The sequence below is a fragment of the Actinomadura physcomitrii genome, assembly GCF_008923205.2.
In the GTDB taxonomy this organism is placed as follows: Bacteria; Actinomycetota; Actinomycetes; order Streptosporangiales; family Streptosporangiaceae; genus Spirillospora; species Spirillospora physcomitrii.
This window is the reverse complement of record NZ_WBMS02000006.1, coordinates 228,823-242,879: the sequence shown is the minus strand read 5'-3', so window position 1 is coordinate 242,879 and position 14,057 is coordinate 228,823. Positions and strand designations below refer to the sequence as shown.

Below are 14,057 nucleotides of genomic sequence, written 5' to 3'. Positions count from 1 at the left end.
ATCGAGCTGTCCATAACGTGTTAGGGTCGGCGCATGGCGAGGCCGAGGCAGTTCGAGGAGGAGCGGGCGGTGGAGGCCGCCATGCGGGCGTTCTGGGAGAGCGGCTACGAGGCGACCTCGACGCAGGAGCTGTGCGAGGCGACGGGGCTCGGGCGCAGCAGCATCTACAACACCTTCAGCAGCAAGCACGACCTGTTCACGCAGGCGCTGACGCTGTACACGGAGGTGAGGACGGCGAACATCGTGGAGGCGCTGCAGGACGCGGCGCGGCCCGTCCGGGACCGGCTGCGGACGGTGCTGGGCTGGGCCGTGACGGCCCCGGCGGACGATCCGGTCGGCTGCCTGGTGGTGAACTCGATGATCGAGCTGGCGCCGCGCGACGAGGACGTCGCGGGGCTGCTGCGCAAGGACCAGGAGACGCGGCTGGCGGCGCTGCGGACGGCCATCGAGTCCGGGCAGCGGTCCGGGGAGATCGACGCCGGCAAGGACGCGGGCGCGCTGGCGCACTTCGTGGTGGCGGCGATCAGCGGGATGCGGGTCGCGGCGCGCGGCGGGGCGGACGGGCGGACGCTGCGGGCGATCGCCGACACGGCCATGACGGCCATCTGAGGCGGGCCGGCGGGCGGCGCGAGCCGCCCCTTTTTCACGGCCGAATTCTGAACTGTTCAATCCAATATGGAGGTGAGCGATGCCGGGCGTCGGTTACCAGCGGCACTGCGGGGCGGGCAGGCCCCAGAGAGCGCGCCTGTTCGGGGACTCGGCGAGCGTCCAGACGCGGTGCTGGGCGCGGTAGCAGCTCAGGTCCTCGGGACCGTGGGAGATGGTCCGCTTGGACAGGTTCCGCCAGCGGTGCCCGCGCTGGTCGGCCTGGAGCATCGTGCCGCGCCTGGAGCCGTGGCTCTGCGTGAACCACCAGTGGCCGTGAGCCCGGACGCCGCCTTGCACGCGGTCGCCGGGAAGCCTCGCGACCCAGTTCGGGTAGGCGACCCGTCCGGACCCGGCGACCAGGCCGGTTCCGTTGCGCAGCGGCCACGTCGCGACGCGCCCGCGCGGTTCCCTCTCCTTGCAGTACTCGCCCGCGATGAGCGACGGGACGCGGGTCGTGCGGTCGATCGACATCCACGAGACGCGCAGCGCGCCGCGGCCCGCACACCTGGCGCCGGCCCAACCGTGCGCGTACTGCCAGCTGCCCGTCTGCGGCATGACGTACCGGTAGCCGTGGCCGTAGTACCTGCCGCCGTGCCGGCCGACCCACTCCGCGTGCCGCGTCGACCCGTTCCTGCTGCGGCCGAGGTCGAAGATCTGCCGCATGTCGAACTCGCGCAGGCCCGCGCGGGTGTCGGCGACGTACAGCTTGTCGCCGAACCAGGCGATGCCGCCGGCGTGCAGGTCGATGTCGCTGTAGGAGACCTCGCCGTGCCGCAGTGCCGGGTAGACGAGCAGGACGTGCCGGTAGGTGTGCCGGTCCGGGTTCACGAACGTGAGCCGGATCGCGCCGTCGTTGTGCCAGGACACGACGATCGGGCGGCCGGCGCCCCACCGCCCGTCCACCGCCGCGTCCGAGACGGTCGTGACGCCCTGCGGGTACCACTTGCGGGTCGCCGAGTCGGCCTTGTCGAAGCAGTAGGTGCGCGCCCTGGCGGGCACCTTGGCCGCCGCGGCGCAGCCGCCGGTGAGGCGGCGCTGCCCGGACCCGTTGATCAGCGCCTGGACGCCGCTCGTGGCCAGCTCGTCCCCGAGCGCGCGCAGCGGACGGTCGAGGCTCGCGCCGCGGCGCAGGCCGAAGTCCGCCCTGCGCGGCGCGGCGTCCCGCGCCGCGGTCGACGCCGCGGCGTGCCCGGGTTGGACGACGGCGGGGACGGACGCCACCAGTGCCACCAGCGGTACGCCGGCGGCCAGCGCGATGGCGGCCGGCCGCCGCCCGCTCGCTCTCCGTTTCTTGATCATCACGCCCGGCGATCTTTCCGGGGCCGTCTTGCGGAAAACCCCGCGCGCCGTCGACGGAGAGGCAAATGACCATTGCATCGGCCGTGTGAACCGGCTCGCCCGCCCAGGCGTCCGCCCAGGCGGGCGAGCGCGGTGACCGGCTCAGTTGGTGCTGCAGGGTCTTCCAGCGTCCCCCACAGCGCCCGCTTGCCGGCGTGCTCCGCGACGGTCCAGACGCACCGCCGGCCGTTCTACAGCAGCGGGCGCGCCGCCACGACGATGCCGTCCTCGTCGCTGTAGAGCCAGTCGCCCGCGCGGAACTCGACGCCGCCGAACGCCACCGGCGCGTCCACCTCGCCGGCGCCGTCCTTGGCGCTCTTGCGCGGGTTGGAGCCGAGCGCCTTGACGCCGAGGTCGAGCCCGCGCAGCGCCACCACGTCCCGGACCGCCCCGTTGATCACCACGCCGGCCCAGCCGTTCGCCACCGCGGACGCCGCGATCAGGTCGCCCATCAGCGCGGACGCCAGCGACCCGGCACCGTCCACGACGAGCACCCGGCCCTCGCCCGGGGTGTTCAGCAGCCGCTTGACCAGGCCGTTGTCGCGGTGGCAGCGCACCGTCGACACCGGACCCGCGAACGCCGCGCGGCCCCCGTACTGCCGGAACTGCGTCTCGCAGCTGCGCAGCTCGTCCCCGAAGTCGTCGATGAGGTCAGCGGTCGCGAAGTCCATGCCCGGCAGCCTACTGCCCGGTAACCGGAGCGGTCCCGCCGGACGGGGCGCCGGACGGGGCGTCGGTCGGCCGGCCGATCAGCCGGGACAGCACGATCGCGGTCTTGGTCGCGGTGATGTTGTCCTCGCGCCGCAGCCGTTCGAGCGCCTGCTCCAGGTGCTGGATGTCGCGGGCCCGGACGTGCACCAGCGCGCTCGCGTCACCGCTGATCGTGTAGGCCGCCACCACCTCCGGATGGCCGCGCACGCTGGAGTAGATCTCCTCGGGGGACGTCGCGCCGGTGCAGAAGATCTCGATGAACGCCTCGGTCGTCCAGCCGAGCGCGGCCGGGTCGACCACCGCGGCGAACCCGTTGATCACGCCGTCCGCGCGGAGCCGGTCGACCCGCCGCTTCACCGCGGGCGCCGACAGCCCCACCTTGTCGCCGATCTGCGCGTACGAGGCGCGGCCGTCCTCCAGGAGCCGCGCAACGATCTGACGGTCCAGCTCGTCAAGACGCAACAAACAGCACCCCCAAAGTCGGTTTTCGTCATTGGTCGCCGGTAACCCCCGAACATACGCTGGATATGGACCGGGCGGCCACCCGCCGCGGCCGGTCCCCTCCCCCTCGGCACCGGGTCCCCGCCCGGTGTCCCGGCGATGCCCGGCCCGACCGGCCGGACCGAACGCGTGAAGGAGCGTCGTGACGGCGACCGAACAGCTGCGGGCGATGTCCGAGGAGCACAGCGCGCACAACTACCACCCCCTCCCGATCGTCGTCGCCGACGCCGAGGGCGCCTGGCTCACCGACGTCGAGGGCCGCCGCTACCTGGACATGCTGGCGGCGTACTCCGCGGTCAACTTCGGTCACCGCAACCCGCGCCTCGTCGCCGCCGCCCAGCGGCAGCTCGAGCGGGTCACCCTGGTCAGCCGGGCCTTCGACCACGACCAGTTCGGGCCGTTCGTCACCGAGCTCGCCGCGCTGTGCGGCAAGGACATGGTCCTGCCGATGAACAGCGGCGCCGAGGCCGTCGAGACGGCCCTGAAGACCGCCCGCAAGTGGGGTTACGAGGTCAAGGGCGTCCCCGCCGGGGAAGCGAGCATCATCACCTTCGAGGGCAATTTCCACGGCCGCACCACCACGATCGTCAGCTTCTCGACCGACCCCGACGCCAAGGACTCCTACGGCCCCTACACGCCCGGGTTCCGGACCGTCCCGTACGGGGACGTCGACGCGCTGAAGGCCGCCATGGACGCCTCGACCGTCGGCGTGCTGATCGAGCCGATCCAGGGCGAGGCCGGCGTCAACGTCCCGCCGAGCGGGTTCCTGCGCGCCGTCCGGGAGCTGTGCAGCGCCAACGGCACGCTGATGATCGCCGACGAGATCCAGTCCGGGCTCGGCCGCACCGGCACGACGTTCGCCGTCGAGCACGAGGACGTCGTGCCCGACGTGTACATCCTCGGCAAGGCGCTCGGCGGCGGCATCATGCCGGTGTCGGCCGTCGTCGCCGACGCGGACGTGCTCGGGGTGTTCAAGCCGGGCCAGCACGGCTCCACGTTCGGCGGCAACCCGCTGGCCTGCGCGATCGGCCGCGAGGTGATCGCGATGCTGAAGACCGGCGAGTACCAGGAGCGGTCCCGCGCGCTCGGCGCGCACCTGCACGACCGGCTCGGCCGGCTCCCCTCCGACCTCGTCCGCGAGGTGCGCGGCCGGGGCCTGTGGGCGGGCGTCGAGCTGCACGGCCGGGCCCGTCCGGTCAGCGAGCGGCTGATGGAGCTCGGCGTCCTCGCCAAGGAGACGCACGAGACGACGCTCCGGCTGGCGCCGCCCCTGGTCGTCGGGAAGGACGAGCTCGACTGGGCGCTCGACCAGCTGGAGGCGGCCCTCAAGGGCTGAGCCCAGCGCGGTAAAGAATCACCCCTGGACCGCCTGTCCGCGCCGGGCGCGCCTTCCGCGGCGGGAGGGTGTGCGCATGCACCAGAAGCCGCCCGCGCAGGACGCCACCGAGCAGGACGAGCGGCCCGGGCGCCGCCGGCGGCGGGTGCTCATCGGCTGCGGCGTGCTGGCGGCGGGCGCGCTGCTGCTGCTCGGCGGCGGCGCCTACCTGCTGGAGAACGCCTACAACGACGGTGTGAAGCGGATCGCGGGCGCGATGCCGGAGCGCGGCGGCCGTCCCGTGTCGACGGGCCGCGGCGAGAACTGGCTGCTGATCGGGTCGGACCGGCGCTCGGACATGCCGTCGATGGGCGCCCGGTCCGACACGATCATGCTGGTGCACCTGTCCGGGCGGGACGGCCGGGTGTCGGTGATCGCGCTGCCGCGCGACAGCTGGGTGCCGATCCCCGGACACGGCTCCGGGAAGATCAACTCGGCGTTCTCCTACGGCGGGCCGAAGCTGCTGATCCGGACGGTCGAGCAGCTCACCAGCGTGCGCGTCGACCACTACGCAGCGCTGGACTTCGGCGGCTTCGTGAAGATGACGGACGCGCTCGGCGGCGTCGACGTGACGGTCGAGAAGCGCACTTACGACCCGATGCACCACCGGACCTGGCCCGCCGGGCACCAGCACCTGGACGGCGTGCAGGCGCTCGACTTCGTCCGGCAGCGCTGGAACCTGCCCGGCGGCGACCTCGATCGGATCAAGCGGCAGCAGGCGTTCCTGCACGCGCTCGCCGACAAGGCGCTCGACACCCGCAACCCGCTGAAGATCGACCGGTTCGTCCGGGCCGCGACGCACTCGGTGACCGTGGACGACTCGGTGACGGCGGGCACGCTGCGCGGGCTGGCCGCGCGGCTGCTGAAGACGCCGCTGGTGGAGTACCTGACGGCGCCGGTCGACCGGTTCGCCTCGCGCGGCGGGCAGAACGTGGTGCTGCTGGACGGGGCCGCGGGCGCCGAGCTGTTCGCCGACGTCCGGGCCGACCGGGTCGGCGACTTCGTGGCCCGCAACGGCGCCGCCAATTCTGTCGGTACCGTCCGCTAGAACAAGGCGTGTGACCTGTGCGGATAAATCGGGCATCACACTGATGTGACGGTACAGGTCCTGATGGATTAGTCTAAGTGGACTAATCCGAACTCGACCAAGAAGGTCGCACCTTGTCCCGACCCCTCACACCGCTCGCGCTGACCGTGCTGCGCATGCTGTGCAGCGGGCCCATGCACCCGTACGAGATGCAGCAGCGGATCCGCGACCACGCCTACGACCAGGCCGTCAAGGTCACGCACGGCTCGCTCTACCACTCGGTGGAGCGGCTCGCGTCGGCCGGCCTGATCGAACCGCTGGAGACGGCGCGCGAGGGCCGCCGCCCGGAGCGGACCGTCTACGCGGTCACCAGCGCCGGGCGTGACGCCGCGCACATCCGCCTCGCCGAGCTGCTCGCCAAACCCGTCGAGGAGTTCCCGCTGTTCGGCACCGGCCTGGCGTTCATCAACCTGCTGCCCGAGGCCGAGGTCGCCCGGCAGCTGCGGACCCGCGCCGTCGCGCTGGAGGCGCTGCTCGTCGGGCACCGGACGATCAACGACTCGCTCCGCAAGCGCGGCCTGGAACGCTACAAGCTCCTCGACCTGGAATGGAAGATGGACCGCTTCCGCGGCGAGCTGGAGTTCGTCGAGAACCTGGCCGACGAGCTGGAGTCCGGCCGGCTCACCTGGACCGGCGACGCCGGGGTGACCTCCTGCCACCCGCCCGACCAGCACGGGCACCTCACCGACCACCACCACGCACGCCACAACGACAAGGGGGCACCATGACCAAGTGGCGCGGAAACCCGTGGGCGATCCTGCTGACGCTCTCGCTGGGCTTCTTCATGACGCTGCTCGACCTGACGATCGTGAACATCGCGATCCCGAGCATGATCGACAAGCTGGACGCCTCGCTGGACGAGGTGCTCTGGGTGGTCAACGCCTACATCCTGGTGCTGGCCGTGCTGCTCATCACCGCCGGCCGCCTCGGCGACCTGTGGGGCAAGAAGAACCTGTTCATCGCCGGTGTGGCGCTGTTCACGCTGTCCAGCCTGGCGTGCGGGATCTCGCAGGACCCGGCCCAGCTGATCGCGGCCCGCGCCGTGCAGGGCCTCGGCGCCGCGCTGCTGATGCCGCAGACGATGTCGATCATCATCGGGGTGTTCCCGGCGGAGCGGCGCGGCGCCGCGCTCGGCGTCTGGGGCGCGGTCGCGGGCGTGTCCACCATCGCCGGGCCGACCATCGGCGGCCTGCTGGTGACCAGCCTCGACTGGCGGTGGATCTTCTTCGTGAACCTGCCGATCGGCATCCTCGTGCTGGCGATGGCCGTGCCGATCCTGCCCGGCCACACCCCCACCGTGAAGCACCGCTTCGACATCGCCGGCGTCGGGCTCGCCTCCGCCGGGCTGTTCTGCCTGACGTTCGCGCTGACCGAGGGCCAGAAGTACGACTGGAACGAGGGCATCTGGGGGCTCATCGCCGCCGGCCTCGGCCTCTTCGTGATCTTCTACGTCTACCAGCGGACGCAGCAGGACCGCGAGCCGCTGGTGCCGTTCTCGCTGTTCCGCGACCGCAACTTCACCATCCTCAACGTCGTCGGCGCCGCCGTCTCCATCGGCATGATCGGCCTGTTCCTGCCGATGACGATCTACATGCAGTCCGTCCTCGGCTTCAGCGCGCTCAAGGCCGGCCTCGTGATGGCGCCGTCCTCGGTGGTGTCGATGTTCCTCGCGCCCGTCGCCGGCAAGCTGTCGGACCGCATCGGCGGCAAGTTCATCCTGATGGGCGGCCTCACCCTCTACGCGCTCGGCATGCTGTGGCTGGTGCTCGCCGCCGAGGTCGGGACGGACTGGACCGCGTTCATCCCCGCGCTCGTCGTCGCCGGGTTCGGCATCGGCGGCGTGTTCGCGCCGATGGCCACCGAGGCGACCCGCCACGTGCCGCCCCGGCTGGCCGGCGCCGCCTCCGGGGTGAACAACACCGTCCGGCAGATCGGCTCGGTCCTCGGCAGCGCGGCGGTCGGCGCCGTCCTGCAGAACCAGCTCGCCTCCTCGCTCAAGGACGAGGCGGCGACCCGGGCGGCGGCCCTCCCGCCGGACGTGCGGCCCGGGTTCATCAAGGGCTTCGCCGGCGCCGCCAAGGGCGGCCTGGAGGTCGGCGCCAGCCAGACCGGCGCCCAGCAGAAGCTGCCGCCGAACGTCCCGCAGAGCGTGGTCCACCAGGTCCAGCAGGTCGCGGGCCAGGTGTTCTCGCACGGCTTCGTGCACGCGATGAAGCCGACGATGATCCTGCCGATCGTCGTCGTCCTGGCGAGCGCCGCCGCCTGCTTCGGCGTGAAGGGCTACCGCTCCACCCCTGCATCGAACGCCACCGACCCAGCCCCCGCCACCGTCAAGGGCTGACCCCCAGCCGGGCGGGGCAAGCCCGGCCTCCGCGGGTTGAACCCCAGCCCCGGCAGGTTGAACCCCAGCCACCGTTACGGGCGGGCACGCGGAGCGAGTGCAGCGAGCGGAGCGGGCCTGCCCGCCGACGGACGGGCTGTTTCACGCGGAGCTCTAGCGGAGCGTGAAACAGCCCGTCCGTCGTAACGGGGGTTCCAGGGGGTCGCCCCACTGGGCTAGCACAGACGGTGGTATGCGCCGGCGTAGAAGATCAGGGGTTTCGCGTCTTGGGACGGGACGTGCAGGGTCAGGACTTCGCCGACGACGATGCTGTGGTCGCCCGCGTCGTGGACCGCGTGCGTGCGGCACTCCAGGGCGGCGACGGCGTCGTTGAAGATCGCGGCGCCGGTGACGGGGCCCCGGCAGTGGTCCCAGCCCTGCAGCTGGCCGTCCAGCATCCGGCCGCGGGTCGCGAACCACTGCGAGGCGTCCCGCATCCCCTCCGACAGCACCGACACCGCCCACTCGCCGGCGTCCAGCGCCAGGTCGTGGAAGCGCGCGATCTTCTCCGGGCAGAACATGACCAGCAGCGGGTCCAGCGACACCGAGGCGAACGCGTTCACCGTCATCGCGTGATCGGCGCCGTCCACCACGCTCGTCACGATCGCGACGCCCGTCGCGAACCGGCCCGCCACCCGCCGGAAGAGCCCGGGATCCACGCTCTGGTCCACCCGGCCGCCGCTCACAACGCGCACACCCTAGCGATCCCCCTACCCGCGGGTGCGCGCCGTCCTCCCGGTGAGCCACTGCCCCGCCGGGCCGGGCGACGGGACCCGCGCCACCGCGATTCCGGCGGCCACCATGCCGCCGACGATGTACACATACCCCGCGAGCGTGCCCGGAACGACCAGGTCGCCCTCCGGCCGCTGCATCGACATCACGATCACCGCGACGCCCCACACCACCGCCGGCACCGCCGCGCCGATCTTGCCGCCCATCCCGTGGCCGGCCAGCCGGACCATCGCGTACACCAGCGGCACCAGCACGATCGAGGTGACCGGCACGTCCCCGGCCGTCCACTCCTGGGCGTACGAGCCGACCAGGCCGAAGACCCCGCCGAGCAGGCCCAGCGCCGCGTACGCCCCGCCGGTCACCAGCGCGTCCAGCGGGCTCTCGCCGCGGCCGCCCGCGTCACCGGCCACCGACGCGCCGCCCGCCGCGCCCGGCGGGAGACCGTCCTTGGCCAGGCTCACCCGCGCCTCGTCGTCCTCGTCCACGGCCTCAGCGTATCCAGCCGGTCAGCCCTGCGCGTCGTCCAGGCCGGCGAACAGGTCGGTCTCGCGGCGGCCGGGGCCGACCGGGCCGAGCTCGCCGGTCTGCAGGATGTAGTACTCGGTGCCGAACGCCTGCTGGCCGAGGTTGTTCGACAGCGCGAAGAACGGCCCGACCGCCTCGGGCGCCACCGTGATCTGGGTGCGGTGGGCGCGCAGCGCGGCGAGCTTGGCGGGCAGGTGCGCGCGGGCGTCCACGACCGTGGTGACCTGCCCGTCCGGGACGCCGGAGCCGAGCTCGTCCAGGCCGGCGACCCGCGCGAACGGCAGCTTCGCCTCGCGCATCACCGCGATCGCCCGCGCGAGCACGGTGCGCGGGGTGGCGTAGGCGTAGAACTTCGCGGCCCGCCAGGGCTCCCGGCCGTCGTCGAACGCCGGGTCGGCGGCCAGCTCGAACGCCCGCCGGGTGACGCGGTGCGCCTGGATGTGGTCGGGGTGGCCGTAGTTGCCGCGCTCGTCGTAGGTGACGATGACGTGCGGCCGGACCTCCCGGATGATCTTCGCGAGCTCCGCGCCGGCCTCGTCGACGTCGGCCCGCCAGAAGCTGCGCGGGTCGTCGTTGGTGGCGGTGCCCATCATGCCCGAGTCGCGCCACCGGCCGGGACCGCCGAGGTAGCGGTGGTCGCGCACGCCGAGCGCCGCGGCCGCCGCCGCCATCTCCCCGATCCGGTACTCGCCGAGGCGGTCCTCCTTGTCGGACGCCAGATGGCGCAGCTCATCGGGGATGACCTCGCCCTCCTCGCCCAGCGTGCAGGTGACGAGACAGACATGGGCGCCCTCGGCGGCGTACTTGGCCATGGTCGCCCCGGTCCCGATGGACTCGTCGTCCGGATGGGCGTGGACGAACAGGATCCGCGGCTCCTTCATGGTCACGAGCCTACTCAGGGGTCGCGGGCACGGCGATGACCGCCCTGCCCGCCCGGCCACCCGGGGCTCGCCGCCGCGGGCGGGCGCCCGTCAGTTGCCGCCGCCTCCGGCACCGGTGCCGCCGCCACCGCCGTCACCGTCGCCGCCGCCGTCACCGTCGCCCGAGGTGTGCGTCGGGTTGGTGGACGGCCCGTGCGTGGTCGGGGCCTCGCTCGTCGGAGCCTCGCTGGTCGGCGCCTCGGACGTCGGGGCCTCGGACGTCGGGACGCGCGTGGGCGCCGTGTGCCTCGGCCGGGTCGGGCGGGTGTACGTCGGCTCCTCCGTCGTGGGCTGCTCGTCGGTCGGGCTGTCGCTGGCCGACGAGGAGTCCGAGACGGTCGGGGACGTCCCCGGGGTCGGGGATTCGTCGTTCCCCCGGTTCGCCATGAACAGGCCCACGACCAGCGCCAGCACGACGATCGCCGCGATCCCCGCGAGGATCGGCCACTTGGACCGGCGCTCCGGCTCGAAGTCGTCGTAGCCGGTGTGCCGGCCGCCGCCGCGGTACGGCGGCTGCTGGACGGGCGGCAGCGTGCCGGTGTAGTTCGCCGGCGACACCCGCTGCGTCTGCCCTCCGGGCGGGCCGCCCTGGTGCGCGCCGAACGCCGCGGCGGCGCCCGCGCCGGCGGCGAGCGTGGAGCCCTCCGCGAGCATCGTGGTCGCCTGCCGGGGGTCGTCCATCCGGGTCTGGCCGGCGCCGCCGGGACCGCTGCCGATCAGCGCCATCATCAGCTGCTGCGCGGTGGGCCGCCGCTCCGGCTCCTTCACCAGGCACGCCGCGACGAGCCGGCGCAGGTCGGCGGGCACGCCCTCCAGGTACGGCGGCTCGTTCATCACCCGGTTGATCACCGCGACGACGGTGTCGTCGCCGAACGGCGGGTGCGCGGTCGCGGCGAACACCATCGTGGTCGCCCACGCCCACACGTCCACGGCCTCGGTGAGGGTGGCGCCCGCCACCTGCTCGGGGGCCATGTAGGACGGGGTGCCGATCGCCTTGGTCGCGTTGGTCTGGCCGGTGTCCAGCGCCCGCGCGATGCCGAAGTCGATCACCCGCGGGCCGTCCGGCGCCATGATCACGTTGTGCGGCTTGAAGTCGCGGTGCACGATCCCGGCCTGGTGGATCGCGACCAGCGCGGTCGCGGTGCCGATCGCGAGCCGGTCCAGCGCCGCGCCGGTGATCGGCCCGGTCTCGGTGACCTGCTTGTACAGCGACGGCCCCGGCACGTACTCGCTGGCGATGTAGGGCTGGTCGCCCGCGACGTCGGCCTCCAGCACCTGCGCGGTGCAGAACCGGGCGACCTGCTTGGCGGCCTGCGCCTCGCGGACGAACCGGTTGCGCGCGCCCGCGTCGGCGGCGAGATCGGTGCGCAGCAGCTTGATGGCGGCCCTGTTACCCGAGGCGTCGACGCCCGCGTAGACGACCCCCTGGCCGCCCTCGCCGAGCCGTTCGACGATCTCGTACGAGCCCAGCCGCCGGGGATCGCCCGGCTGCAGCTCCGGCATGGACCACTCCTTCAACGCCCGCGAGACAAAAGCTTGGGGAGGTCTTGAGCTTACGCGAGCGGGGCCATGCCCAAGGGCCGTTCCCCGGCCGCTATGACCGCCCGGAATCATAGGGGCAGGCAACGGCGCCGCGCCGCCGTTCGGGGAGGCTCGCGGGCTGGCAGACTCGAATGCCATGAGCATCAGCTATCCGCGGCAGAGCGCCCGCACCCGCCGTTTCACCCTCGGCGTCCCGCGCGCCTTCCAGATCGCGCCGGACGGAACGCGCGCGATCTTCCTGCGCACGAGGGCGGGCGACGACCCGGTGACCTGCCTGTGGACGCTCGGCACCGGCACCGGCGAGGAGCGCCTCGTCGCCGACCCGGCCGCGCTGGACGTGCCGGGCGAGGAGAACCTGCCCGCCGAGGAGCGGGCCCGCCGCGAGCGCGCGCGCGAGCAGGCCGGCGGCATCGTCGGATACGCCACCGACCGCGAGATGCGGCAGGCCGTGTTCACCCTGGGCGGGCGGCTCTACGTCGCCGACCTCGACGGCGGGCCGGTCCGGGAGCTGCCCGCGCAGGCGCCGGTGTTCGACCCGCGCCCCGACCCGGCGGGCCGCCGCGTCGCCTACGTGTCCGGCCGGACGCTGCGGGTGATCGAGATGGACGGCTCGGACGACCGGGCCGTCGTGCAGCCGGAGTCGGAGCAGATCTCCTACGGCCTCGCCGAGTTCGTCGCGGCCGAGGAGATGAACCGGATGCGCGGCCACTGGTGGTCACCGGACGGTTCGACGCTGCTGGTCGCCCGGGTGGACGAGACGCCGGTGCAGCGCTGGCACATCGCCGACCCCGCGAACCCGGACCGGACGCCCGCCGAGATCGCCTACCCGGCGGCGGGCACCCCGAACGCGATCGTGTCGCTGGTGCTGCTCAAGCTGGACGGCGGCCGGACCGGGGTCGCCTGGGACCGCGGCGAGTTCCCCTACGTCGTCACCGCGTCCTGGGACCGGCACGCCCTGCTGATCGTCGTGCAGCCGCGCGACCAGCGGTCCCAGCGGGTGCTGCGGGTCGACCCGTCCAACGGGGAGACGTCGCTGGTGCACAACGAGCACGACCCGGTGTGGACCGACATCGTCCCCGGCCTGCCCGCGCACACCGGGACGGGCGAGCTGGTCTGGGTCACCGAGGACCGCGAGACCGACACGCGCCGCATCACGATCGGCGGCAAGCCGGTGACGCCGGGCGGCCTGCAGGTCCGCTCGATCCTCGGCGTCGAGGGCGAGTCGATCCTGTTCACGGCGTCGGAGGAGCCCACCGAGGTGCACCTCTACTCCTTCGACGCCGGGGAGGTCGTCCGGCTGACCGAGGGGCAGGGCGTGTTCGGCGGGGTGCGGGCCGCGGGTGTGACGGTTGTCACAGGATCGCGGCTGGACCGTCCGGGCACCGAGGTCGAGGTGCGCGAGCCGTCCGGCATCCACCCGGTCGCGTCGCTCGCCGAGACGCCGGTGATCACGCCGCAGGTCGAGCTGCTGCGCGCCGGGGACCGCGAGATCCGCACCGCCGTGGTGCTGCCGACCGGCTGGAAGCCGGGCGACGGGCGGCTGCCGGTGCTGATGGACCCCTACGGCGGCCCGCACGCGCAGCGGGTGCTGGCCGTCCAGCGGGCGTACTGCGAGGCGCAGTGGCTCGCCGACCAGGGCTTCGCCGTGGTGATCGCGGACGGCCGCGGCACGCCCGGCCGCGGCCCGGTGTGGGACCGCGCGGTCCGCGGCGACTTCGTCGAGCCGGTGCTGGAGGACCAGATCACCGCGCTGATCGAGGCGGCGCGGGTGCATCCGGCGGCGCTCGACCTGGACCGGGTCGGCATCCGCGGCTGGTCGTTCGGCGGCTGGCTGGCGGCGCTGGCGGTGCTGCGCCGCCCCGACGTGTTCCACGCGGGCATCGCGGGCGCGCCGGTCACCGACTGGCGGCTGTACGACACCCACTACACCGAGCGCTACCTCGGCCACCCGGACGAGGAGCCGGAGGCCTACGCGGCGAACTCGCTGATCGAGATGGCCGGCGGCCTGGAGCGCCCGCTGATGATCATCCACGGGCTCGCCGACGACAACGTCGTCGCCGCGCACACGCTGCGGCTGTCGTCGGCCCTGCTGGCCGCCGGCCGCCCGCACACCGTCCTGCCCCTGTCGGGCGTCACCCACATGACCCCCCAGGAGGTCGTGGCGGAGAACCTCCTCCTGATCCAGGTGGAGTACCTCAAGTCCGCCCTGGCCCGCTGACCTCGTTGAGTTGTGGGGGGGGGGGGGGTTTGGGGGGGGGGTAAAACCACCACGCCCCACAAAAACGATTGTTTAAGGGG

13 protein-coding genes are annotated in these 14,057 nt (G+C 73.1%); 6 read left to right on the top strand and 7 right to left on the bottom strand.

All coding sequences use genetic code 11. The annotated features are described in order from the left end of the window. Positions 1–33 precede the first annotated feature (33 nt). Complete coding sequence (locus tag F8568_RS10330; RefSeq protein ID WP_151593290.1) at positions 34–609, top strand: TetR/AcrR family transcriptional regulator; 576 nt, start codon at positions 34–36, stop codon at positions 607–609. Positions 610–702: 93 nt separating this feature from the next. Here F8568_RS10330 and F8568_RS10325 read toward each other — a convergent pair whose 3' ends face one another. The 3 genes from F8568_RS10325 to F8568_RS10315 all read right to left on the bottom strand — a co-directional run bounded on the left by F8568_RS10325 (position 703) and on the right by F8568_RS10315 (position 3,159). Continuing rightward, entirely contained in the window at positions 703–1,947 is a 1,245-nt protein-coding gene (locus tag F8568_RS10325) for a hypothetical protein (protein WP_151593289.1), read from the bottom strand. Between the two features lie 230 nt (positions 1,948–2,177). Next, the gene (rraA, locus tag F8568_RS10320) at positions 2,178–2,657 is read right to left on the bottom strand and encodes a ribonuclease E activity regulator RraA (RefSeq protein WP_151593288.1); all 480 of its coding nucleotides are present in this window, start codon (positions 2,655–2,657) and stop codon (positions 2,178–2,180) included. A gap of 10 nt (positions 2,658–2,667) precedes the next feature. Beyond that, complete coding sequence (locus tag F8568_RS10315; protein ID WP_151593287.1) at positions 2,668–3,159, bottom strand: Lrp/AsnC family transcriptional regulator; 492 nt, start codon at positions 3,157–3,159, stop codon at positions 2,668–2,670. 181 nt (positions 3,160–3,340) lie between these two features. On the opposite strand from F8568_RS10315, the gene rocD reads away from it, so the two are divergent. The 4 genes from rocD to F8568_RS10295 all read left to right on the top strand — a co-directional run bounded on the left by rocD (position 3,341) and on the right by F8568_RS10295 (position 8,001). Next, positions 3,341–4,534 carry an ornithine--oxo-acid transaminase gene (gene rocD / locus F8568_RS10310; protein ID WP_151593286.1) on the top strand — a complete coding sequence of 398 codons (1,194 nt, stop codon included), beginning with the start codon at positions 3,341–3,343 and terminating at the stop codon, positions 4,532–4,534. 76 nt (positions 4,535–4,610) lie between these two features. Further along, a complete protein-coding gene (locus tag F8568_RS10305) occupies positions 4,611–5,621 on the top strand; it encodes an LCP family protein (protein WP_151593285.1) in 1,011 nt (336 codons plus the stop codon). Positions 5,622–5,734: 113 nt separating this feature from the next. Beyond that, positions 5,735–6,388, top strand: a complete 654-nt coding sequence (locus tag F8568_RS10300) for a PadR family transcriptional regulator (RefSeq protein WP_151593284.1) — start codon at positions 5,735–5,737, stop codon at positions 6,386–6,388. Then, positions 6,385–8,001, top strand: coding sequence for a DHA2 family efflux MFS transporter permease subunit (locus F8568_RS10295; RefSeq protein ID WP_151593283.1), 1,617 nt, complete (start codon positions 6,385–6,387; stop codon positions 7,999–8,001). The genes F8568_RS10300 and F8568_RS10295 overlap by 4 nt, the downstream gene beginning before the upstream one ends. Before the next feature lie 215 nt (positions 8,002–8,216). On the opposite strand, the gene F8568_RS10290 is transcribed toward F8568_RS10295, so the two are convergent. The 4 genes from F8568_RS10290 to F8568_RS10275 form a co-directional block, all read right to left on the bottom strand. Continuing rightward, entirely contained in the window at positions 8,217–8,735 is a 519-nt protein-coding gene (locus tag F8568_RS10290) for a flavin reductase family protein (RefSeq protein ID WP_328600807.1), read from the bottom strand. Between the two features lie 15 nt (positions 8,736–8,750). Beyond that, positions 8,751–9,257, bottom strand: coding sequence for a DUF6113 family protein (locus F8568_RS10285; protein ID WP_151593282.1), 507 nt, complete (start codon positions 9,255–9,257; stop codon positions 8,751–8,753). Positions 9,258–9,278: 21 nt separating this feature from the next. Then, a complete protein-coding gene (gene mshB / locus F8568_RS10280) occupies positions 9,279–10,178 on the bottom strand; it encodes an N-acetyl-1-D-myo-inositol-2-amino-2-deoxy-alpha-D-glucopyranoside deacetylase (RefSeq protein ID WP_151593281.1) in 900 nt (299 codons plus the stop codon). A 90-nt stretch (positions 10,179–10,268) separates the two neighbouring features. After that, on the bottom strand, positions 10,269–11,720 hold the full coding sequence (locus F8568_RS10275; protein WP_151593280.1) for a serine/threonine-protein kinase: 1,452 nt from the start codon (positions 11,718–11,720) through the stop codon (positions 10,269–10,271). A gap of 175 nt (positions 11,721–11,895) precedes the next feature. Between F8568_RS10275 and F8568_RS10270 the strand changes: the two genes are divergently transcribed. After that, entirely contained in the window at positions 11,896–13,977 is a 2,082-nt protein-coding gene (locus tag F8568_RS10270) for a S9 family peptidase (RefSeq protein WP_151593279.1), read from the top strand. Positions 13,978–14,057: the final 80 nt, after the last annotated feature.